This window comes from Pantoea sp. SGAir0184 (genome assembly GCF_043544755.1).
Map to the genome: position 1 here is coordinate 2,827,702 of NZ_CP028050.1, position 19,708 is coordinate 2,847,409.

A 19,708-nucleotide genomic window follows, 5' to 3' on the forward strand; every position below is an offset into this window, starting at 1 on the left:
TCGGCCAGCCCCGTAAGGCTGGCCGCGTCTGTTACTTCAGATCCGCCTCATCAAAATTGAATGAGGTATCGGGCATGACGTAAAAACCGGTCAGGTTTTTATTGTTCGCAGACAGCAGCTGCTCCACCACCAGCGGAATCCACGGGTGATCGTTCCAGATGCGGTCCTGCGCGTCTTTATACAGTCTGGCTTTCTGGTCGCGATCGGTGGTCTTCAGCGCATCCGCCAGGTCTTTATCCACCTGCGGGTTGCTGTAGAACGCGGTGTTGAAGATCGCCGGTGGCCACGAGCTGGTAGCGAACAGCGGCGTCAGCGCCCAGTCGGCTTCGCCGGTGGAGGCTGACCAGCCGGTGTAGAACATGCGCACCCCGCTCTCTTTCTGCCCTTTACTCTCCACTTCCGCCGCGCGCTGGCCGGCATCCATCGCCGTGACTTTCACCTTCACACCCACCTGCGCCAGCTGCTGCTGGGTAAACTGCAGCACTTTCTGCGCGGTGCTGTGGTTATGCGATGACCACAGCGTGGTTTCGAAACCATTCGGGTGGCCCGCTTCCTTCAGCAACTCACGCGCTTTGGCCGGATCGTATTTGATGGCCGGATAGCTCTGGGCAAAATCAATGCGCGGCGGCACGATGCCGGTGGCTGGCGTGGCGTAACCGGCAAAGGCCACTTTGGCCAGCGCCTGGCGGTTGATGGCGTACTCCAGCGCTTCGCGCACTTTCGGGTTATCGAACGGCTTTTGCGTCACGTTGAGGCTAATGTAACGCTGCATGATCGACGGTGTGGTTACCACATCCAGCTTGCTATTGCCCTGCAGCAGTTTGGCCTGCTCTAACGGCACCGGGAAAGCAAAGCTGGCCTCGCCGGTTTGCAGCATCGCCGCGCGGGTGTTGTTATCCACCACCGGACGCCAGGTAATGCTGTCGAGTTTCGGATAGCCTGGTTTCCAGTAGCCCGACCACTTTTTCACTTTGACAAAATCGGTCTGGTTCCAGGTGTCAAAGGTATAAGGTCCGGTGCCTACCGGATGGAAACCGATGTCCTTGCCATATTTTTTCAGCGCAGTTGGTGAGATCATCACCGCAGCCGGGTGCGCCAGATTGTTGATAAACGCTGAGAACGGCTGCTTCAGGGTAATTTTCACCGTGGACGGATCGACCACTTCGGTGGTGGCGATATATTTAAACAGGTTATAGCGCTTGAGATGGTTGTCCGGATTGCTGGCGCGGTCGAGGTTGACCTTCACCGCTTCGGCATTGAAATCCGTGCCATCCTGGAATTTCACACCCGGACGCAGTTTGATGGTGTAAGTCAGCCCATCGCTGCTGGCCTGATAGCTTTCGGCCAGTACGTTGACCAGCTTCATGTCTTTATCGAAGCCGAACAGGCCCTGATAGAAAGACTTGGCCACCGCCTGCGACAGCGTGTCGTTGGCGTCGTACGGATCCAGCGTGGTGAAGGTCGACGCCACGGCAATCACCGCATCTTTGGCCGCCCAGGCGGGCAGCGCCAGCGCCGAACTCAACAACCCGGCAGTGATAACCCCTTTTCGCATGATATGGTGCATCGTTATCGTTCTCCTGTAGTCCCTGTCTTGCGCGCCCTGCACAGAGGGCGCGGTTGGTTGCTGCTCAGGCGCCGCTAATGGCATGGCGGGCGACAAAATGGCCCGGCGCCACTTCCAGTAACGGTGCCACTTCCGGCTCATCACCCAGCGGGCGAATCGGGCTGGGAATCTCATCGACCATCAGCGCCCGCTCGCGGTGCCGATGCGCCGGATCGGCCACCGGCACCGCGGCCATCAGTTTTTTGGTATAAGGATGGCGCGGCTGTTCGAATACCGCCTGACGCGGCCCCATCTCCACAATCTGTCCGAGATACATCACCGCAACGCGATGGCTGATGCGCTCCACCACCGCCATGTCGTGCGAAATAAACAGGAAGGCGATGCCAAATTCACGCTGTAAATCCAGCATCAGATTGATGATCTGCGCCTGAATCGACACATCCAGCGCGGAGACGGACTCGTCGGCGATCACCACTTTAGGATTGAGCGCCAGCGCGCGTGCGATGCAGATACGCTGGCGCTGACCGCCAGAAAACTCGTGCGGGTAGCGCTGCGCGTGTTCGGGCAGCAGACCGACGCGTTCCAGCAGCCAGGCGACGCGTTTCTCTGCCTGCGCGCGCCCCATGCTGCGATGCACCAGCAGCGGCTCCATAATTGAAAAGCCGACGGTAAGGCGCGGATCGAGCGACGCATACGGATCCTGAAAGATAAACTGAATGTCGCGGCGCAGCGTGGCCAGCGCCCTGCCCTGCAGCGCATCAATGCGCTGGCCGTCAAAGGTGATGCTGCCGCCCTGGCTGGCGACCAGCCGCAGCAGCGAGCGTCCGGTGGTGGATTTGCCGCAGCCGGACTCGCCCACCAGCGCGAGGGTTTCGCCTGCATAAAGATCGAAACTGACTTTTTCCACCGCGTGGACGCGACGCTTAACCCGATTGAGCAGCCCGCCGCGAATATCAAAGCGCGTAACCAGATCGCGCACCTGTAAAATCGGCGGACGGTCGTGACGCACGGTATCCTGCGGCGTGCTGGCCTCTTCGCGGCCGTTGGTATGCAGCAGCGGAAACTTCGCCGGCAGCGGCTGGCCGCTCATCGCCCCGAGCTTTGGCACGGCCGCCAGCAGCGCGCGGGTATACGGCTGCTGCGGCGCGTCGAACAACTGCTGCACCGGCGCGCGCTCAACCACATCGCCGCGATACATCACCTGCACGCGATCGGCCATCTCCGCCACCACGCCCATATCATGGGTAATAAAGATGACGCCCATCTGCATCTCTTTTTGCAGCACGCGAATCAGCTGCAGAATCTGCGCCTGGATGGTGACGTCCAGCGCGGTGGTCGGCTCATCGGCAATCAGCAGCGCTGGCTTGCACGACAGCGCCATGGCGATCATCACGCGCTGGCGCATACCGCCGGAGAGCTGATGCGGATAGCGCGACAGCACATTGTGCGCTTCCGGAATGCGCACCAGATCCAGCATGCGTCGCGCTTCGGCCTGCGCCTGCTGGTGACTTTTCCCCTGATGCAAACGAATGGATTCGGCGATCTGTTCACCGACGGTGAACACCGGGTTGAGCGACGTCATCGGCTCCTGAAAGATCATCGCCATGTCCGCACCGCGCACCCGGCGCATCTGGCTGGCGGACGCCCGCATCACATCCAGCACCTCGCCGTTACGCCGCCGCAGCAGGATTTCACCGCTGACCGCGCCGCCGGCCTGCGCAATCAGGCGCATCAGCGCCAGCGACGTCACCGATTTGCCCGAGCCCGATTCGCCCACCAGCGCCAGCGTTTCTCCGCGGTGCAGATCGAGTGAAAGCTGCCGCACGGCGTCCGTCACGCGCCCTTCATGCTCAAAGCGCACGCAGAGATCGCGTACCGCCAGCACCTGCTGCGGCGCAAACTGCTGCTGTAGATCCGTCATGCCTGCTCCTTAGCTGTCGCGGTAAATCGCCACCTCAACCTCGCCGCCCACATAAGCGAATCCGCGGTACATGCCTTCGCTGTTAAACGGCAGCGCCACGTTGCCGTGGGCATCAACGGCAATCAGCCCGCCGCTGCCCTCCAGCTCCTGCACTTTGTCATGAATTACACTGGCGGTGGCCTGTTGCAGCGAACGACCGCCATATTCCATCTGCGCTGAGACATCGTAAGCCGCCAGCGTACGAATAAACACTTCGCCGGTACCGGTACAGGAGACCGCCACGGTGGCGTTGTTGGCATAGCAGCCGGCGCCCGCCAGCGGTGAATCGCCGACGCGGCCCGCCTGCTTGTTGGTCATGCCGCCGGTGGAGGTGGCGGCCGCCAGATTACCCTGCAAATCGAGCGCCACCGCGCCCACGGTGCCAAATTTGCGATCCGGGTCCAGCGGATCGCTCCCCTGCGCCGCGCCATCATGATCCAGCAGCATTTGTTCGCTGCCCAGCGCGCGCTGCAGCTGCTCCCAGCGTTCTGGCGTCGAGAAGAAATCAGGCTCGACCGGCGTCAGCCCCTGTTGCGCGGCAAAGGCTTCCGCCCCGCTGCCAATAAAGAGCACGTGCGGACTGGCTTCCAGCACTTTACGCGCGGCAAGAATCGGATTGCGGATACGGCTGACGCCAGCGACGGCGCCGATATCCAGCGTACGGCCATCCATCAGGCTGGCATCCAGTTCATGGGTGCCCTGATGGGTGAACACGGCACCTCTGCCGGCATTGAACAGCGGGCACTCTTCCAGCAGCCGCACCGCTTCGGTCACGGCATCCAGCGCGCTACCGCCGCTGGCCAGAATCTGCTGGCCGGCGCTGACAATCGCGGCCAGTTGCTGACGATAGTGCTGCTCTTTTTCGGCGCTCATTGCCGCACGCGTAATCGCGCCGGCGCCGCCGTGAATTGCGATAACTGCTTTAGCCATAACCGTTACCCTGTCAAGGAATCAGAGCCAAAAACACTGATTTAGAATGGTTTTCATCTTTTTTTGGCAATTTTCGACTATAGAAAGCCCCTCCCTGCTTGTAAAGCAGAAAGTGTATCAGCGGTCATAACCTTTTAATGTGGATTATGCTTTTTTGTGAATTAAGGGAGAGAACGCACCAGCTTTAATATTATGGCTGGCGCGCTTACGTCTGGCACCGGCAAGGCAGTGAACAACCTATTTTCCTTGCTTTATGTGTGGCTTCAGTGCCGGTTAAAAGTCGGGTAAGTTAAAGGCCCATTCATGAAAAGGAATATTCAGTGGAAGATGAAAAAGGGGTAAGGATTGCACTCTCCCCGGTGCAGCTGGCAGCCGTCCTTTCAGATCGCAGCGTCAGCGAGGGTGAAACGACCAGCAACCGCATTTTTGGAGGGCTCGGGCTCGCTGGCGGGGTGATTGAGCTTTTTGGTGCTGGCGCACTGTGCGTCGTGCCTGAGCCCACCATGCTGACCAAAGCTGGCTGCGTCTTTGTCGGCACTCACAGTCTCGACACGCTTCAGGCCAGCCTGCGCCAGGTATGGACTGGCAGACAGGTCGCTACCGACACGTTTAATTCGGCCGTGGCACTCGCAGAATCGCTCGGCGCTGACCGTCAGACCGCCATGAATGTCGGCCTGACGGTAGATATCGCCATTCCGATGGCATTTGCCTTTGCAGCCGGAGCAGAGCGCGTTATCGCGGTGCGTGCCGGGCGGGTCAAAATCGCCGAGCATGAGTCGCTCTCAGGGCGAGCACCCGGTGGGCACACGATTGAGCGACATATCGGCAAAACGCCGGATGAGCTGCGTGAGAGGCTTCGTAACCGGCCTCGTCTCGATGAAGCCAGTAGCTTTAAGTCTCTGAGCGAGGCGGAAGCACTGATCAGTAAGGTGCTGGCAGATAATAAGCATCAAATTCAGATGTGGGTGAAAAATATCCCTCCAGGCTTGCAAGCCCGTATGCGCCTGAGTCGGCGTTTTTCACATCCGGTTGGTATAGTCGTGAGTAAAGGGCGTGAAGAGGTTGAGACCTGCTACGCCGTTCGCGTCATACTGGATTTTAAGCCCTACAACGGCAAACCTTACTTTATCATTACCGCTTTCCCGGAGTTATGATGGACCGTATCAGTATCAGTGAACTGGATAATTTTATTGGCATCTGGTTTGGGCAGGATTATGACCTGTTTGAACCGGGTGATGAGATCGAGCCCAAAATCGAGGCGTATATCAGAGAAGCGCATAAAGGAAACCTGCACGCCATGCTGGCAGACATCGAGCTGTTTCTGGCAGAGTGCGATGACGTCGAATCTGATTTCCGTGACCGCTATAAAAGAGAGTTTGTTCCGGCCAACTGGGATACCACTGCGGGCGCGTTTCTGTCACTGGTGCATAAGAAAGTATCTGCCGCACTCACATCATAACGTCAGCACCGTTGTTAACATGACTCTCACTTTCAGTCTGAACAAATCATGTTCGCCGGCGGATTCGTCACCGCGCACTAATTTCCATTCCCTTTGATCTCGCATGTGACTCAGCCGACAACAGCCACCATAATAGGCAGCATTCGCCTTTAACCCGACAGAGATGGACATGGAACCTTTTACCGCCGGACTGATTTCCCTTGAAGACGCGCAGCAGAAAATGCTGCAGCAGCTGCAACCGATTAGTGATTGCCTGAGCGTCGCGCTGGCCGATGCCGCCGGGCGCATTACCGCGAAGCCGGTGATTTCGCCGCTGGACGTGCCGCCGTTCGATAACTCTGCGATGGACGGCTACGCGCTGCGCCTGAGCGACCTGTCCGCTGACCGCGTGTTGCCGGTAGCGGGCAAAGCGTTTGCCGGCACCCCGTTTAATGGCGAGTGGCCAGCCGGCAGCGTGATTCGCATTATGACCGGCGCACCAGTCCCGGCCGGCTGCGACGCCGTGGTGATGCAGGAGCAAACCGAACCGCGTGACGGCGGCATTGTTATCACCGCGCCAGTGTGTGCCGGGCAAAATATTCGCCGCATCGGGGAAGATATTCAGGCCGGTAAGCAGGTTCTGGATGCCGGTGTGCGGCTTGGTGCCGCGGAGCTGCCGCTGCTGGCGTCGCTGGGTATTGCGGAGGTCAGCGTGCTGCGTAAGCTGCGCGTGGCCATTTTCTCCACCGGTGACGAATTGCAGGCGGTGGGCCAGCCGCTGGCTGAGGGCCAGATTTATGACACCAATCGCTTCACCGTGGCGCTGATGCTGCGCAAACTTGGCTGCGAGGTGATCGACCTCGGCGTGATCGCTGACGATCCCGCGTTGCTGCGCCAGGCCTTCAGCGAAGCCGATCGCCAAGCCGACGTGGTGATCAGCACCGGCGGTGTGTCAGTTGGCGAGGCGGATTTCACCAAAGCGATACTCGAAGAGCTGGGCGCGATTACCTTCTGGAAGCTGGCGATCAAGCCCGGCAAGCCGTTTGCCTTCGGCCGTCTGGCCAACAGCTGGTTCTGCGGGTTGCCGGGCAATCCGGTGTCGGCGGCTGTGACTTTCTATCAGCTGGTGCAGCCGCTGCTGGCCACGCTGACCGGCCAGACCACGCGCATCATGCCGCTGCGCCAGCGCGCGCGCGCAACGCAGCGTCTGAAGAAAGCGCCGGGCCGGCTCGATTTTCAGCGCGGCATCCTCAGTCGCGGCGATGATGGCGTACTGGAAGTGCGCAGCACCGGTGCGCAGGGCTCGCATGTGTTCAGTTCCTTTGCGCTGGCCGACTGCTTTATTGTGCTGGAGCGCGATCGCGGTGACGTTGAGCCGGGCGAATGGGTTGATGTCGAGGCCTTCAACAGCCTGCTGGAGGGCTAATGCACACAGAGCTGAGCGATGAAGAGATGCTGCGCTACAACCGGCAGATTGTGCTGCGCGGCTTCGATTTCGACGGCCAGGAACGGCTAAAAGCCTCACGGGTGCTTATCGTTGGCCTGGGCGGACTGGGCTGTGCCGCCGCGCCCTATCTTGCCGCCGCCGGCGTCGGTCATCTGACGCTGCTGGATTTCGATCGCGTCAGCCTGAGTAATCTGCAGCGCCAGATTCTGCATAGCGATGAGCGCATCGGCATGGCAAAAGTCGCCTCGGCCCGTCAACAGCTGGCGGCGCTCAATCCACACTGCACGCTGGAGCCGATCGATGCGCAGCTGGATGAAGCCGCGCTCGGCGAACTGATCGCGCGTCACGATGCGGTGCTGGACTGCAGCGATAATGTCACCACGCGCGAACAGGTGAACCGCGGATGTTTTCAGCATCGGGTGCCGCTGATCTCCGGCGCCGCCATTCGTATGGAAGGCCAGCTCAGCGTATTTACCTGGCAGCCCGGCGAGCCCTGCTATCGCTGCATCAGCCGCCTGTTCGGCGAGCAGACGCTGAGCTGTGTCGAAGCCGGCGTAATGGCTCCGCTTGTCGGCGTGGTAGGTGCGATGCAGGCGATGGAAACGCTGAAGGTGCTGAGCGCCTTTGGCCAGCCGGCCAGCGCGCGACTGCTGATGTACGATGCGATGAGCGCCGAGTTTCGCAGCCTGAAAGTGGCGCAGGATGCGCAGTGTGAAGTGTGTGGCCAGCGTGAGGAATAACGTCAGGGCGTGACATAAGCGTCAGGTATTGCTGAGCGGCGCAATTTATCAGGCGATAAGTTGCGCCGCTGATGAGGGCGGCTGCTAAACGGCTACGCCGTTAGACGATGCCCTGGCTGCGCAGGTAATCTTCGTAGTTGCCGGTGAAGTCAACGATGCGATCGCCTTTCATCTCGATGACGCGCGTCGCCAGCGAGCTGACGAACTCACGGTCGTGCGAGACGAAAATCAGCGTGCCTTCGTACATCTCCAGCGCCATGTTCAGTGACTCGATCGACTCCATATCCAGGTGGTTGGTCGGTTCGTCCATCACCAGGATGTTTGGCTTCTGCATCATCAGCTTGCCAAACAGCATGCGGCCCTTCTCACCACCGGACAGCACTTTTGCTGGCTTCTTGATGTCGTCGTGGCTGAACAGCAGACGACCAAGAATACTGCGCACCGCCTGCTCGTCGTCGCCTTCCTGCTTCCACTGGCTCATCCAGTCGAACACGCTCAGGTCGTCAGCAAAATCTTCGGCGTGATCCTGCGCGTAGTAACCAATGCGCGCATTCTCCGACCATTTCACCGTGCCGCTATCCGGCTGCAGTTCGCCGACCAGCGTTTTCAGCAGCGTGGATTTACCAATACCGTTGGCGCCGAGGATGGCCAGTTTCTCACCCACTTCCAGCAGCAGGTTAAGATTTTTAAACAGCGGGCCGTTATCAAATCCTTTGGTCAGCGCTTCCACTTCCAGCGCATTACGGAACAGCTTTTTATCCTGCTCGAAACGAATATACGGGTTCTGACGGCTGGAGGCTTTTACCTCATCCAGTTTGATTTTATCAATCTGCTTCGCGCGCGAAGTGGCCTGACGCGATTTTGAGGCGTTGGCGCTAAAGCGGCTAACGAAGGATTGCAGATCGGCAATTTGCGCTTTCTTCTTGGCGTTATCCGCTAATAAACGCTCGCGCGCCTGGGTCGCCGCCGTCATATATTCGTCATAATTGCCGGGATAAACGCGCAGCTCACCGTAATCCAGATCCGCCATGTGCGTACACACCATATTCAGGAAGTGACGGTCATGCGAAATGATGATCATGGTACTGTCACGTTCGTTCAGCACCTGCTCCAGCCAGCGAATGGTGTCAATATCCAGGTTGTTGGTCGGTTCGTCGAGTAACAAAATATCCGGGTTAGCAAATAATGCCTGCGCCAGCAGCACACGCAATTTCCAGCCTGGGGCAATTTCACTCATCGGACCGTAATGCTGCTCCACCGGAATGCCCACGCCGAGTAATAATTCTCCGGCGCGTGATTCGGCACTGTAACCGTCCATTTCACCGTAGGCGACCTCAAGGTCGGCGACTTTATAGCCTTCCTCTTCGCTCATTTCCGGCAATGCATATATGCGATCGCGCTCCTGCTTCACCGCCCACAATTCCTGGTGACCCATAATCACGGTATCCAGCACGCTATATTGCTCGAAAGCAAACTGATCCTGGCGAAGCTTACCGATGCGCTCATTGGGGTCGAGGGAAACATTTCCGTTAGTCGGAACCAGGTCGCCGCCCAGTATTTTCATGAAGGTCGATTTACCGCTGCCGTTCGCACCGATTAAACCGTAACGATTACCGCCGCCAAATTTAACGGAGATATTCTCAAACAGTGGCTTACTGCCGAACTGCATAGTGATATTGCTGGAAACTAACACGGCATTGACCTTTGTTACGCAGTGGAGGAAAAAACAGCGGGCATTATGCCAGAAGCGGCCTGGATGAGCCACCTCTGCACCCGGATACGCAGAGGCAAGGCGGAGAACACCTTGTTGCCAGAGGTAAAATAATTGCGACCGTGCCGGACAGGTTATCCACGGCGCGGGAAGTGAACCGCCGCCCGTGCCCGGAGCGAGGCCAATAAAAAAGCCGGAGACGCTGACGCCTCCGGCTCCCGCTTACAAGGATTGTGCAGATTATTTGATCAGGAAGCTGTCGAGGCTTTTACCTGCATCCAGCGCTTTTTTAATCGCAGCTGGGGTACGGCCCTGACCGGTCCATGATTTCTCTTCACCGTTTTCGTCGGTGTAAGAATATTTCGCCGGACGCGGCGCACGCTTGGCGCGTTTTTTACCGGTTTCCAGTGCACCCAGTAATTCGTTCGGGTCGATACCGTCTGCCAGCAGCATTTCACGGTATTTAGACAGCTTCTCTTCTTTTTCGCGGTTCTGCGCTTCTTCCGCTTCAACTTCGTCGCGGCGCTCAGTCACCACGACGGTTAATTTTTCCAGAATTTCTTCCAGATCGCTCAGTGGCAGTTCACGAGCCTGTGCACGTAATGTGCGAATGTTGTTCAGAACTTTAAATGCGTCACTCATCACAATGTCCTTGCTTAAGGGGGTTAAATAAACTGTAGTGGCAAGATTACCCAATTCAAATAAAAAAATAAATTAATTTTGCAGACCGGATTAATCCGAATGGATTAGCATATTCCTGGCAGGCGCGTTTAAACCCAATGTGCGGCGTGAATTAACGGTGAATTAACATCAGCGGTTCAGTACCACCGGCTGGAACTGGAATCGATTTCATTGCTTATTCACGCGTAGGAAACAAGCGTTTAGCGCTTATTGTGCGCTGAGGCAGTAGTCAGCATAAAGGTAAAAAAACATTAATAGTGTAAGTAAAATCCCTTTTTAACGCGGATGGCATTGGCGTCACAGATGCGAGCAATATCTCATTTTGCCATTAAATAAATAAAAAAAGGCCGGTTGTTAACCGGCCATCATGCAAAAATCGTATGTCTGTGGTTATCCGCTTTTCTTCACTTCCGGTCGCAATACCTGGGGCGCCGGCGCATCAGACAGCCGGTCGTGCAAATAATGTTCAATCTGCTCCAGCGAACGATGGCGTGTTTCCGGTACCCAGCGAATAACAAAAATCGCGCCGCCTATGCCAATCAGCGCGAAAATAAAGAACGCGCCGGATAAGCCAACCGACGCCAGCAGAACCGGGAACAGCAGAGAAATAAGAAAATTGGCGATCCACAACGCAAATACCGCGCCGCCCATAAAAATACCGCGTAACCGTGTGGGGAAAATTTCTGACAGCAGCAGCCAGGTCACCGGCGATAACGCGCCCTGCTGGAAACTCAGAAACATCAGCATACCCAGCAGCACCATATAACTGCGCAAGATATCCGGCTGACCGTTAACTGTTTCCGGCATCAGGTAACTGACGGTGCCAATAAACACCAGACAGGCGGTACAACCAAACTGACCTATCATCGTCATGGTGCGGCGACCGATGCGCCCCAGCAGCCAGATCCCCACAAAGGTCATTAATACCGATACCGCGCCATTGGCAATGGTGGCAAACAGCGCAGCGTCATTGCTCATCCCCACCGCTTTCAGCATGGTCGGCGCGTAGTACATGATGGTATTCACGCCGGTCAGCTGCTGGATGGCGGCAATACCGATACCGATCAGGAACAGTTTGATCAGCCACGGCTGGCGCAGTTCCCGCAGACGCGGACGCTGCTGTTGCTCGTCCGACAGCGTCTCTTCGATCTCCATCATCTCCCACTCAACGTCTTCGCGCGCGCGGGTGCGTTCCAGCACCTTGCGCGCCTCAGCGAGACGGCCTTTCATGGCATACCAGCGCGGCGTGTCCGGCATAAACATCATCCCGAACCACAGCAGCACCGCCGGTAGCGTGGCGACCGCCAGCATCCAGCGCCAGGTCGTGTCGCCCCCCCAGGCCGCGTTGAAGCCGGCGTTCGACATATAGGCCAGCATCTGGCCGGAAACGATCATCAGCTCCTGCATGGTCACCAGCTGACCCCGTTTGTTGGCTGGTGCCATTTCGGCGATATACACCGGTACGGTGGCGGACGCACCACCCACGGCCACGCCAAGGACCAGGCGGAAGAAAATCATCCAGCTGACATCGGGTGCCAGTGCTGTACCCAGCGCGCCGAGTGCAAAAATAATCGCCAGTACCAGAATAATTTTTCTCCGCCCGACCGCGGCGGCAAAGTGACCGGAAGCCAGTGCGCCAAACGCCGCGCCAAACAGCAGACTGCTGGTCACCAGCCCGGTGGTAAATGGGGTGAGATGCAGATCGTCGCCCATGAATAACAGTGCGCCGGAGATCACGCCGGTGTCGTAGCCAAACAGCAAACCACCGAGGGTGGCAATCAGCGCAATGACTTTCACAAAAGGCTCGGTGCGCGTGCTGCTGTTTGGCCCTGATGCCGGATTAGGCGTCATCCAGGTTTCGCGGGACATAACCAACTCCTTTCCTGAGATAAGAAGCCTTAAAATAGATTATTTCCACCACAATGAATAAATATGAAATTTAAATTTTGCGCCACGGGTCATTCTCTTTGCCTTTAATTGAGATAACGATCACACAACCTGATTCAGGGCGCAGAGAAGGCAGTGCAAATTTTGCACAACAAACAGAAGGGAGAATATTTATTTCACGGAAGGCGCTGACCGCACGCCGTGGATGCGGTCAGCGATGTCAGATTAATTGACTGCGGTGGCCGGACCAAAAACGTCATAGTCCGGCAGCGTCACCTGCTGATACGGCTCCCAGCCGCCACCCAGCGCTTTATACAGCGCTACCAGGTCCAGCGCGCTTTGCATGCGCGCCTGGGTGGATTGCGCCTGCGACTGTGCCAGCTGACGCTGAGCATCCAGCACCTCAAGGAAGGTAGAGATGCCCTGTTTGTAACTGTCACTGGCGAGGTCAAAGGCGCGCTGCAGTGCGCCAGTGGTCTCATCCAGCGCAGTAACCTGTTGCTGATCGGCGCGGTAGCTGACCAGCGCATTTTCCACATCCTGCAGCGCCGTCAATACCGTCTGGCGATAATCGAGCGCCGCGCTCGCCTGCTGCGCGCGCGCCAGTTTCACGCTGGAAACCAGACGTCCGCCCTGAAAAATCGGGATCGACAGCGCCGGGCCGACGCTGAAGAAGTGGCTGCTCCAGTCGTCAAGGTAGCTGGCATCGGTGTTACGCACGCCCAGCTGCCCGGTGAGCGACAGGCTGGGGAACAGGTTCGCGACTGATACGCCGATATTGGCGGTCTGCGCATGCAGATTCGCTTCAGCCTGGCGGATATCCGGACGACGACGCGCCAGCGTCGAGGGAATGCCCACCGCCACCAGCTTCGGCAACGCCGGCAGCGCTTTGCTGCTCATCAGTTCGTTATCCAGCGCGCCCGGCGTTTTGCCCAGCAGCACTGCCAGCCCGTTCATCGCCTGACGTTCCTGGGCCTGATACTGTGGCAGCTGCGCGTTAAGGGAGGCCAGCTGCGCACGGGCATTCTCAACGTCGGTGAGCGGCGCCAGACCGTTACGCTGCTGGCTCTGCGTCAGCTCCCAGGTTTGCTGCGCCACGTTGATTTGCTGTTGCAGCGTCGCCAGCACCGCCTGCGCGCCGCGCAGCTGCAGATACGCGCGCGCGACCTCGGCTTCCAGCGACACCAGCGCATCGTTACGCTGCTCAATCGCCGCCTGCTGCTGCGCGTCCGCCATCTCCATCTGGCGTCTTACCTTGCCCCATAAATCCAGTTCCCAGCTGGCGTCAAAGCTGCCCTGATACAGCGTGACCGAATGGGTCAGACCGTTGAGCTGATCTGCCACGTCATCATCCACCTGATCGTACACCCCGTTGGATTTCAGCATGCCTTTCAGGCCGAGCTGCTGACGCGTCACTTTGGCGGAGCCGTTAAGCGACGGGAACAGCCCGCCACGTGCCTGCGCCAGCTGTTCGCGCGCACCGGCGATGCGCAGCACCGACTGTTGCAGCGTCAGGTTGCCAGCGATGGCGCGCTCAATCAGGCTATCGAGCTGCGGGTCGTTAAAGCTTTTCCACCACGAAGGATTGGTCGCGGACGCCAGCGGTTTTGAAGCTTCCTGAGAGGGCAAATCACGGTAGCTACCGGGCGTGTGCGCCTGCGGCGGCTGATAATCGGGCCCGACGGCACAACCCGCCAGCAGCATGGACAGCGCCAGCAGCGTCAGCGACGGCGTAACGCGCGAAGAGGTGATCATGTTAATGTGCTCCTGCACTGCCTTCGCTCTTGATCGGCGAAAGCAACCAACAAAAAGGAATCAATAGCACAGCGACAATGCTCAGGCCCATGAACACGTCGATGTAAGCCAGAATACGCGCCTGGGCAATCATCTCCTGATAGAGCTGACCGCTGGCCAGCGTCAGCGGATCGCCCACCGCACTGGTAAAGTCACGAATCGCCTGCGCCCAGTGCTGCAGCGTGAGGTTAAATTGCTCATTGAGCGGCGACATGTTGTGCACCATGTGGGCCGATCGCACCTGTTCACGTTCGGTGATGCCGGCAGTGGCCAGCGAGATGCCGATCGAACCGGCCACGTTACGAAACATGGTGAACAGCGCGGAGGCATCCGCATTCAGGCGCTGCGGCACGGTGATAAAGGCAATGGTGGTGAGCGGCACAAACAGGAAGCCGAGGCCAATCGACTGCGCGCTGCGCATCAGCACCAGCGTGGTGAAATCCACGTTGGGCGTCAGGGTGCTGGAATAGAAGAAGGCCAGCGCCAGACAGGTAAAGCCAAAGGCGATGATGTAGCGCGTCTGCACAATTGGCATCAGCTTCAGCACCAGCGGGATGGTGAGCACGATCAGGACCGCGCCGGGCGACAGCACCAGCCCGGACCAGGTGGCGGTATAACCAAGATCCTGCTGCGCCAGCTGCGGTAACACCACCGAGCTGCCATAAAGAATCATCGCCATGCCCGCCATCAGCAGACCGGCCACCCAGAAGTTGCGATCCTTCATCACCGTGATATCCACCACCGGCTTGCGCGCATACAGCAGCCAGTAAACCGCACCGACGATGCCGACGGCCGCCAGCATGGCAAACAGGCGAATGAAGTGTGAGGCGAACCAGTCTTCGTCTTCACCGCGATCGAGAAACACCTGTAAACAGCCGAGACCCAGAGTAATCAGGCTGATGCCGATATAGTCGATTTTCAGCCGGCCCTTCTCCCACTTGCGCTCCCACGGCGGATCTTCCAGCAGCTGATAGATCGCCAGCACCGTGAGAATCCCCACCGGAATATTGATAAAGAACACCCAGCGCCAGCTGTAGTTGTCGGTGATCCAGCCACCGAGCGTCGGGCCAATTACTGGCGCAACAATAATGGCAATCGATGACAGGCCAAAAGCCTTGCCGCGATCTTCCGGCTTGAAGTAATCCAGCAGCACCGACTGCTGCACCGGTTGCAGCCCGCCGCCGAAGAAGCCCTGCAATACGCGGAAAAGAATGATTTGCCACAGCTCGGTGGCAATGCCGCACAGGAAGGAGCAGATGGTAAACATCACGATGCAGATCAGGAAGAACTGCTTGCGCCCAAACAGGCGGCTGAAAAAGGCCGAGATCGGCAGCACAATGCCGTTGGCGACCAGATAGGAGGTTAGTACCCAGGTGGATTCATCGTAGCTGGATGACAGCGACCCGGCGATGTGCGGCAGCGCGACGTTAACGATGGTGGTGTCCAGAATTTCCATGAACACCGCCAGCGTTACCGTGATGGCAACCAGCCAGGGATTGCTGGCCGGACGCCAGCTTTCGCTCGCACTCATTCCACCGTCACCTTCGGTTCAACCGACAGGCCAAGCGGTAATGGATGATTCGGGTCGAGTCCTTTATCAATCACAATTTTCACCGGCACGCGTTGCACAATCTTCACGTAGTTACCGGTGGCGTTCTCGGCCGGGAAGGTAGAGAAGCGCGAGCCGGAGCCCATCTGCACGCTGTCGACGTGCCCTTCCAGCTTCATGTCCGGCCAGGCATCAACGCCAATCTCCACTTTATCGCCCGGATTCATGCGTGCCAGCTGCGACTCTTTGAAGTTGGCGGTGATCCAGATATCCGGCGATACCAGCGAAAACAGCGCGCTGCCGGCCTGTACCAGCGTACCGGGCTGCACGTTGCGTTTGGTGACGAAACCGTCATACGGCGCCCGTACTTCGGTGTAAGAGAGGTTAAGCTCGGCGGTGTTGAGCTGAGCCCGGGCTTGCTCGACCTGCTGCTGCCGCGCTTCAACATTGGTTTCCTGCTGGCGAATCTGCAACTGCACCTGCGAGGCCACTTCGACCTGCGCTTTGGCGCTTTGCAGCTGCGCTTCAGCCGAGCGTAACTGCGCAGCGGCGGTATCGATATTGCGCTGCGAGGTTGCGCGCGGGTCAACACCGCGCTGACGACGGTAATCCGCCTGCGCATTGAGTAAATTGGCCTGCGCCCGCGCCTGGTCGGCCAGCGCCTGATCGCGCTGCGCCGGATATTGCACCCGTGCCAGCGCCAGCTGCGCCTGCGCCTGATGCAGCTGCGCCTGTGCCAGACCAAGCTGTGCTTTGGCCTGATCGCGCTGTGCGGCGTTGTCACGCGGATCGATCAGCACCAGCAGATCGCCCTTCTTCACCCGCTGGTTATCTTTTACCAGCAGCTGCACCACGTAGCCCGACGCTTTGGGCGCGATGGTCACGGCATCGCCTTCGGTGAACGCATCGTCGGTGGTTTCAATGTTGCGCGTGCTAAACCAGAACCAGAATCCCACCAGCAGCATAATCACCACCACAATCGCCAGAATGATCAGCGGCTTTTTGCCGGGGCGTTTACGGGGTGATTGCTCGTTATCCTGACTGGAATCTGACGTGTTGTTGTCTTTTTGCTCATCGGCGGATGGCGGATTGTGGTTTTCACTCATAATTTGTCATCACTGGCTGGTAATCCCGATCCCCGGGCGAAACGGTCAACTTAACCTTAGATGGGAAATTGACAAATGCCAGTGTAACTTTACATAAGCTAACATCCGACGCATTTTCTGCCACATCACTTAACGCGCTGATAAATCAGCGCGTCTTGCAAAGGCGGACAGGTTGGTCAGGGTTAACGCAGCAGCTGTAACAACAGCCAGCCGCACAGCATCGACCAGGCAAGCATCGGCAGGGAAAACAGATGGAAACGCCACCACACTTTGGCGTCCTGTGCCATGCGCAGCGCAATCAGGTTGGCCAGTGATCCCGGCAGCAGGCCAAAGCCGCCGATATTCACCGCCCAGGCCAGCACTTCGGAAGGCGGGACTTTTTGTAACAGCAGAATGGTGGCCGGCACGTTGCTGATCACCTGTGACAGGCCAATCGCCAGCAGATAGATCCCCCCCTCGCCCAGCTGACCGATGGCGGCAAAATGCGGCTGCAGAATCGGCAGGTGCATCAGTAAAAAGACATCAATGAACATCGCCACGAACACCAGCAGCAGGCTCCAGTCGATGGTCGCCAGCACCTGACGCGCCATCAGCAGAAAACAGCCCGCCACCAGCAGCAGCGCCCAGCCGGTGAGTTTCAGCTCCAGCGCGACGATAAACACCACGTACAGCAGGACGCTGACGATAAACAGCGGTTTCTGCCACTGCTGATTGCCCGGTGCATCATGCTTCTCAATGCTGCGCGCCGGGAAGCTAAACCACGTCAGCACCACCAGTGTCAGCATCAGCATCGCCGCCAGCGGCGCCATCTGACCGATAAAACCGGCCACGCTGAGCGTGCCGTGGCTCCAAAGCAGGATATTTTGCGGGTTGCCGACCGGCGTCAGCAACGAGCCGGCGTTGACCGCCAGCGCTTCAAAGATGATCAGCCGTGAGATAGGCAGGCGCGAGAACTTGCGCAGCGTCAGCGTGAGCGGCACCAGGATAAACAGCGCCACATCATTGGTCAGGAAGGTCGAGAGCAGCGCCGCCGCACACACCATAAACAGCGCCAGCGTACGTTCGTGCTGGAAGCCCTGCGCCAGCCGCGCACCGAGCACATCAAAATAGCCGCTGTTTTCCAGCCCTTTTGTCAGCATCAGCAAACCGGTGAGCGTCATGATGGTGTGCCAGTCAACGGCGGCGGGCAGCTGCGGCCAGCGGTAATCCGCCAGCGGCAACAAAATCACGCCCAACAGCAACAGTAAATGCAAAACGCGGTCACGCATTAAGGAACGAAGCACGATGGGCATGATGGCAGAAGGCCTTGTAGGTTAGCGATTCTCGTAAAATTTCTGGAACACGGCGAGGGTTTCATCACTGACGTGATGCTCAAGCCCTTCGGAATCCCGGCGGGCGGTTTCCGGACTGACGCCCAGCGCCAGCAGAAAGGTTTCAACGATGTGATGGCGCACGCGGCTGGCTTCAGCCAGCTTCTCGCCTTCCGGGGTGAGGAACACGCCGCGATACGGCACCTGCTCAACCAGACCGGTGGTACTGAGACGCTTTAGCATTTTGGCCACGGTCGGCTGCGAAACGCCCAGGCGTGCCGCCATGTCAACCTGGCGCGCCTCGCCAAATTCACGAATTAAATCAGAGATTAACTCAACGTAATCATCAATCAGCTCACGGCGATGCGCTTCGCGTACCTGGCGAAATCCTTCGACATGCTCCTCAATATCTTTCAGCGGCCCCTGGGGCATGTGGGTGGCGCTTTTCGCACGACGACTCATTCAGCTTCCTCTTTATTATCTGCCGCACTTTACCTGCGGTGCGGGCTGGCTGCGCTCATTGTAAACCAGGCACAAATAAGCACAAATTTTTCCTGAATAGTGTTGGCTAAAGAGTATAGCCAGTGCTATCTTTGTACATGTTGTAAGCGAATAGCCTACAAAGGAGGCAACGATGAACGAACCCTGGCTGTTGCTGCTCCTTTTCCTGCTGTTTATTGCAGGGCTGTGCTTACTGTTGAGTTACCCGTTTTCCAGGAGGTAAAGATGAGCACGATGAAAAGCTGCCTCGACTGCGGCAAATGCTTCCAGACCGTACAAAGCAAACCGGCTTTTGAGCTGAAGTCGCTGTTGTGTCTGTTTAGCCGCTCGCCTTTTGCCCTGCGCCTGATGCTGCTTGAGAAACTGACCGGCAAAAAAATCGCCGCGCAGCCCTGCCCGAATCTGATCTGGCGCGGCTGAGTTTCCTCAGGGCTTCACAGTCTGACCCGCTGCCTGTAGCGGGTTTTATTTTGCCTGCGAAAAACGCCCTTCACGGCAGCGTTTTCAGGCATAAAAAAACGGCCCGTAAAGGGCCGTTTCTGTGCAACTCTGGTCTAAGCAAAAACTTAGAAGCTGTAACCTACGCCAGCAATCCAGGTGCCCACGTCGACGTTACGGATGCGGCTCTGCTCGTAGCCCACGTCCAGAGCAACGTTCTGGATTGGGTTGAACTGCATACCTGCGCCGTAAGAGAAGCCTACGTCGCTGCTGTCGGTTTTAGACTGACCGGCAGTCTGGTTCTGCTGGTATTTGCCGTAGCCGATACCTACTACGCCGTAGATGCTGGCCCAGTCGTTCAGACGGTAAGCCGGACCACCGGTGATGCCGTAGTACTGACCTTTGTTGTACACGCCATCTTCAGTGCGATCTTTTTCGGTGTAGGTGAAAGAACCGATCCAACCCAGTGGGTTAGAACCGTCTTCGTAGCGGTATTTCAGGTTGAAGCCGTTAGCTTTGTTAGCAACGCCCTGATAGTCGCTCTGCGCGTAGCCGGCAGAAACGGTGCTCTGTGCCATGGCGGAACCAGCGGAAACTGCCAGTACACAAGCCAGTGCTGAAAGACATGCAATTTTTTTCATAACCACCT

General features: G+C 57.9%; 17 protein-coding genes. 5 read left to right on the plus strand and 12 right to left on the minus strand.

Annotated features, from left to right (window positions below; genetic code table 11):
- Positions 1-31: 31 nt before the first annotated feature.
- The 3 genes from gsiB to C1N60_RS13420 all read right to left on the minus strand — a co-directional run bounded on the left by gsiB (position 32) and on the right by C1N60_RS13420 (position 4,457).
- On the minus strand, positions 32-1,567 hold the full coding sequence (gene gsiB, locus C1N60_RS13410; protein ID WP_058780830.1) for a glutathione ABC transporter substrate-binding protein GsiB: 1,536 nt from the start codon (positions 1,565-1,567) through the stop codon (positions 32-34).
- A gap of 64 nt (positions 1,568-1,631) precedes the next feature.
- On the minus strand, positions 1,632-3,488 hold the full coding sequence (gene gsiA / locus C1N60_RS13415) for a glutathione ABC transporter ATP-binding protein GsiA (protein ID WP_104092748.1): 1,857 nt from the start codon (positions 3,486-3,488) through the stop codon (positions 1,632-1,634).
- A 9-nt stretch (positions 3,489-3,497) separates the two neighbouring features.
- Positions 3,498-4,457: an isoaspartyl peptidase/L-asparaginase family protein gene (locus tag C1N60_RS13420; RefSeq protein ID WP_058769516.1), complete on the minus strand. Its 960-nt coding sequence runs from the start codon at positions 4,455-4,457 to the stop codon at positions 3,498-3,500.
- A gap of 320 nt (positions 4,458-4,777) precedes the next feature.
- Between C1N60_RS13420 and C1N60_RS13425 the strand changes: the two genes are divergently transcribed.
- The 4 genes from C1N60_RS13425 to moeB all read left to right on the plus strand — a co-directional run bounded on the left by C1N60_RS13425 (position 4,778) and on the right by moeB (position 8,082).
- Positions 4,778-5,611: an RNase A-like domain-containing protein gene (locus tag C1N60_RS13425; RefSeq protein WP_059009008.1), complete on the plus strand. Its 834-nt coding sequence runs from the start codon at positions 4,778-4,780 to the stop codon at positions 5,609-5,611.
- A complete protein-coding gene (locus tag C1N60_RS13430; RefSeq protein ID WP_021508405.1) occupies positions 5,611-5,916 on the plus strand; it encodes a contact-dependent growth inhibition system immunity protein in 306 nt (101 codons plus the stop codon). Before C1N60_RS13425 ends, C1N60_RS13430 begins: the two co-directional genes overlap by 1 nt.
- 169 nt (positions 5,917-6,085) lie before the next feature.
- A complete protein-coding gene (gene moeA / locus C1N60_RS13435) occupies positions 6,086-7,321 on the plus strand; it encodes a molybdopterin molybdotransferase MoeA (protein ID WP_394520968.1) in 1,236 nt (411 codons plus the stop codon).
- Complete coding sequence (moeB, locus tag C1N60_RS13440) at positions 7,321-8,082, plus strand: molybdopterin-synthase adenylyltransferase MoeB (RefSeq protein ID WP_159378328.1); 762 nt, start codon at positions 7,321-7,323, stop codon at positions 8,080-8,082. The genes moeA and moeB overlap by 1 nt, the downstream gene beginning before the upstream one ends.
- Positions 8,083-8,182: 100 nt before the next feature.
- On the opposite strand, the gene C1N60_RS13445 is transcribed toward moeB, so the two are convergent.
- The 8 genes from C1N60_RS13445 to mntR all read right to left on the minus strand — a co-directional run bounded on the left by C1N60_RS13445 (position 8,183) and on the right by mntR (position 18,582).
- Positions 8,183-9,775 (minus strand): ABC-F family ATPase, encoded by a 1,593-nt coding sequence (locus C1N60_RS13445; protein WP_031279866.1) that lies wholly within the window; start codon positions 9,773-9,775, stop codon positions 8,183-8,185.
- 258 nt (positions 9,776-10,033) lie between these two features.
- Positions 10,034-10,435, minus strand: a complete 402-nt coding sequence (locus tag C1N60_RS13450) for an H-NS family histone-like protein (protein ID WP_021508409.1) — start codon at positions 10,433-10,435, stop codon at positions 10,034-10,036.
- Positions 10,436-10,864: 429 nt separating this feature from the next.
- The gene (locus C1N60_RS13455; RefSeq protein WP_394520969.1) at positions 10,865-12,343 is read right to left on the minus strand and encodes a sugar porter family MFS transporter; all 1,479 of its coding nucleotides are present in this window, start codon (positions 12,341-12,343) and stop codon (positions 10,865-10,867) included.
- Positions 12,344-12,586: 243 nt separating this feature from the next.
- Positions 12,587-14,116: an efflux transporter outer membrane subunit gene (locus C1N60_RS13460; protein WP_021508411.1), complete on the minus strand. Its 1,530-nt coding sequence runs from the start codon at positions 14,114-14,116 to the stop codon at positions 12,587-12,589.
- 1 nt (position 14,117) lies between these two features.
- Entirely contained in the window at positions 14,118-15,686 is a 1,569-nt protein-coding gene (locus C1N60_RS13465) for a DHA2 family efflux MFS transporter permease subunit (RefSeq protein ID WP_058775341.1), read from the minus strand.
- The gene (locus C1N60_RS13470; RefSeq protein WP_021508413.1) at positions 15,683-16,810 is read right to left on the minus strand and encodes an HlyD family secretion protein; all 1,128 of its coding nucleotides are present in this window, start codon (positions 16,808-16,810) and stop codon (positions 15,683-15,685) included. The genes C1N60_RS13465 and C1N60_RS13470 overlap by 4 nt, the downstream gene beginning before the upstream one ends.
- Before the next feature lie 182 nt (positions 16,811-16,992).
- On the minus strand, positions 16,993-18,102 hold the full coding sequence (locus tag C1N60_RS13475) for an SLC13 family permease (protein WP_058769512.1): 1,110 nt from the start codon (positions 18,100-18,102) through the stop codon (positions 16,993-16,995).
- Positions 18,103-18,123: 21 nt separating this feature from the next.
- Entirely contained in the window at positions 18,124-18,582 is a 459-nt protein-coding gene (mntR, locus tag C1N60_RS13480; RefSeq protein WP_021508415.1) for a manganese-binding transcriptional regulator MntR, read from the minus strand.
- Between the two features lie 264 nt (positions 18,583-18,846).
- On the opposite strand from mntR, the gene C1N60_RS13485 reads away from it, so the two are divergent.
- Positions 18,847-19,041: a hypothetical protein gene (locus C1N60_RS13485; protein WP_021508417.1), complete on the plus strand. Its 195-nt coding sequence runs from the start codon at positions 18,847-18,849 to the stop codon at positions 19,039-19,041.
- Between the two features lie 146 nt (positions 19,042-19,187).
- Here C1N60_RS13485 and ompX read toward each other — a convergent pair whose 3' ends face one another.
- A complete protein-coding gene (gene ompX / locus C1N60_RS13490; RefSeq protein WP_031279869.1) occupies positions 19,188-19,700 on the minus strand; it encodes an outer membrane protein OmpX in 513 nt (170 codons plus the stop codon).
- Between the last annotated feature and the right edge of the window lie 8 nt (positions 19,701-19,708).

What these genes read in the sequence shown, in the direction of transcription:
- C1N60_RS13455 (WP_394520969.1), bottom strand. Translation starts at nt 12,343, where the DNA reads ATGTCCCGCGAAACCTGGATGACGCCTAATCCGGCATCAGGGCCAAAC.
- C1N60_RS13475 (WP_058769512.1), bottom strand. Translation starts at nt 18,102, where the DNA reads ATGCCCATCGTGCTTCGTTCCTTAATGCGTGACCGCGTTTTGCATTTA.
- C1N60_RS13465 (WP_058775341.1), bottom strand. Translation starts at nt 15,686, where the DNA reads ATGAGTGCGAGCGAAAGCTGGCGTCCGGCCAGCAATCCCTGGCTGGTT.
- moeB (WP_159378328.1), top strand. Translation starts at nt 7,321, where the DNA reads ATGCACACAGAGCTGAGCGATGAAGAGATGCTGCGCTACAACCGGCAG.
- C1N60_RS13485 (WP_021508417.1), top strand. Translation starts at nt 18,847, where the DNA reads ATGAGCACGATGAAAAGCTGCCTCGACTGCGGCAAATGCTTCCAGACC.
- C1N60_RS13460 (WP_021508411.1), bottom strand. Translation starts at nt 14,116, where the DNA reads ATGATCACCTCTTCGCGCGTTACGCCGTCGCTGACGCTGCTGGCGCTG.
- C1N60_RS13450 (WP_021508409.1), bottom strand. Translation starts at nt 10,435, where the DNA reads ATGAGTGACGCATTTAAAGTTCTGAACAACATTCGCACATTACGTGCA.
- ompX (WP_031279869.1), bottom strand. Translation starts at nt 19,700, where the DNA reads ATGAAAAAAATTGCATGTCTTTCAGCACTGGCTTGTGTACTGGCAGTT.
- mntR (WP_021508415.1), bottom strand. Translation starts at nt 18,582, where the DNA reads ATGAGTCGTCGTGCGAAAAGCGCCACCCACATGCCCCAGGGGCCGCTG.
- gsiA (WP_104092748.1), bottom strand. Translation starts at nt 3,488, where the DNA reads ATGACGGATCTACAGCAGCAGTTTGCGCCGCAGCAGGTGCTGGCGGTA.
- C1N60_RS13420 (WP_058769516.1), bottom strand. Translation starts at nt 4,457, where the DNA reads ATGGCTAAAGCAGTTATCGCAATTCACGGCGGCGCCGGCGCGATTACG.
- moeA (WP_394520968.1), top strand. Translation starts at nt 6,086, where the DNA reads ATGGAACCTTTTACCGCCGGACTGATTTCCCTTGAAGACGCGCAGCAG.
- C1N60_RS13470 (WP_021508413.1), bottom strand. Translation starts at nt 16,810, where the DNA reads ATGAGTGAAAACCACAATCCGCCATCCGCCGATGAGCAAAAAGACAAC.
- C1N60_RS13430 (WP_021508405.1), top strand. Translation starts at nt 5,611, where the DNA reads ATGGACCGTATCAGTATCAGTGAACTGGATAATTTTATTGGCATCTGG.
- gsiB (WP_058780830.1), bottom strand. Translation starts at nt 1,567, where the DNA reads ATGCACCATATCATGCGAAAAGGGGTTATCACTGCCGGGTTGTTGAGT.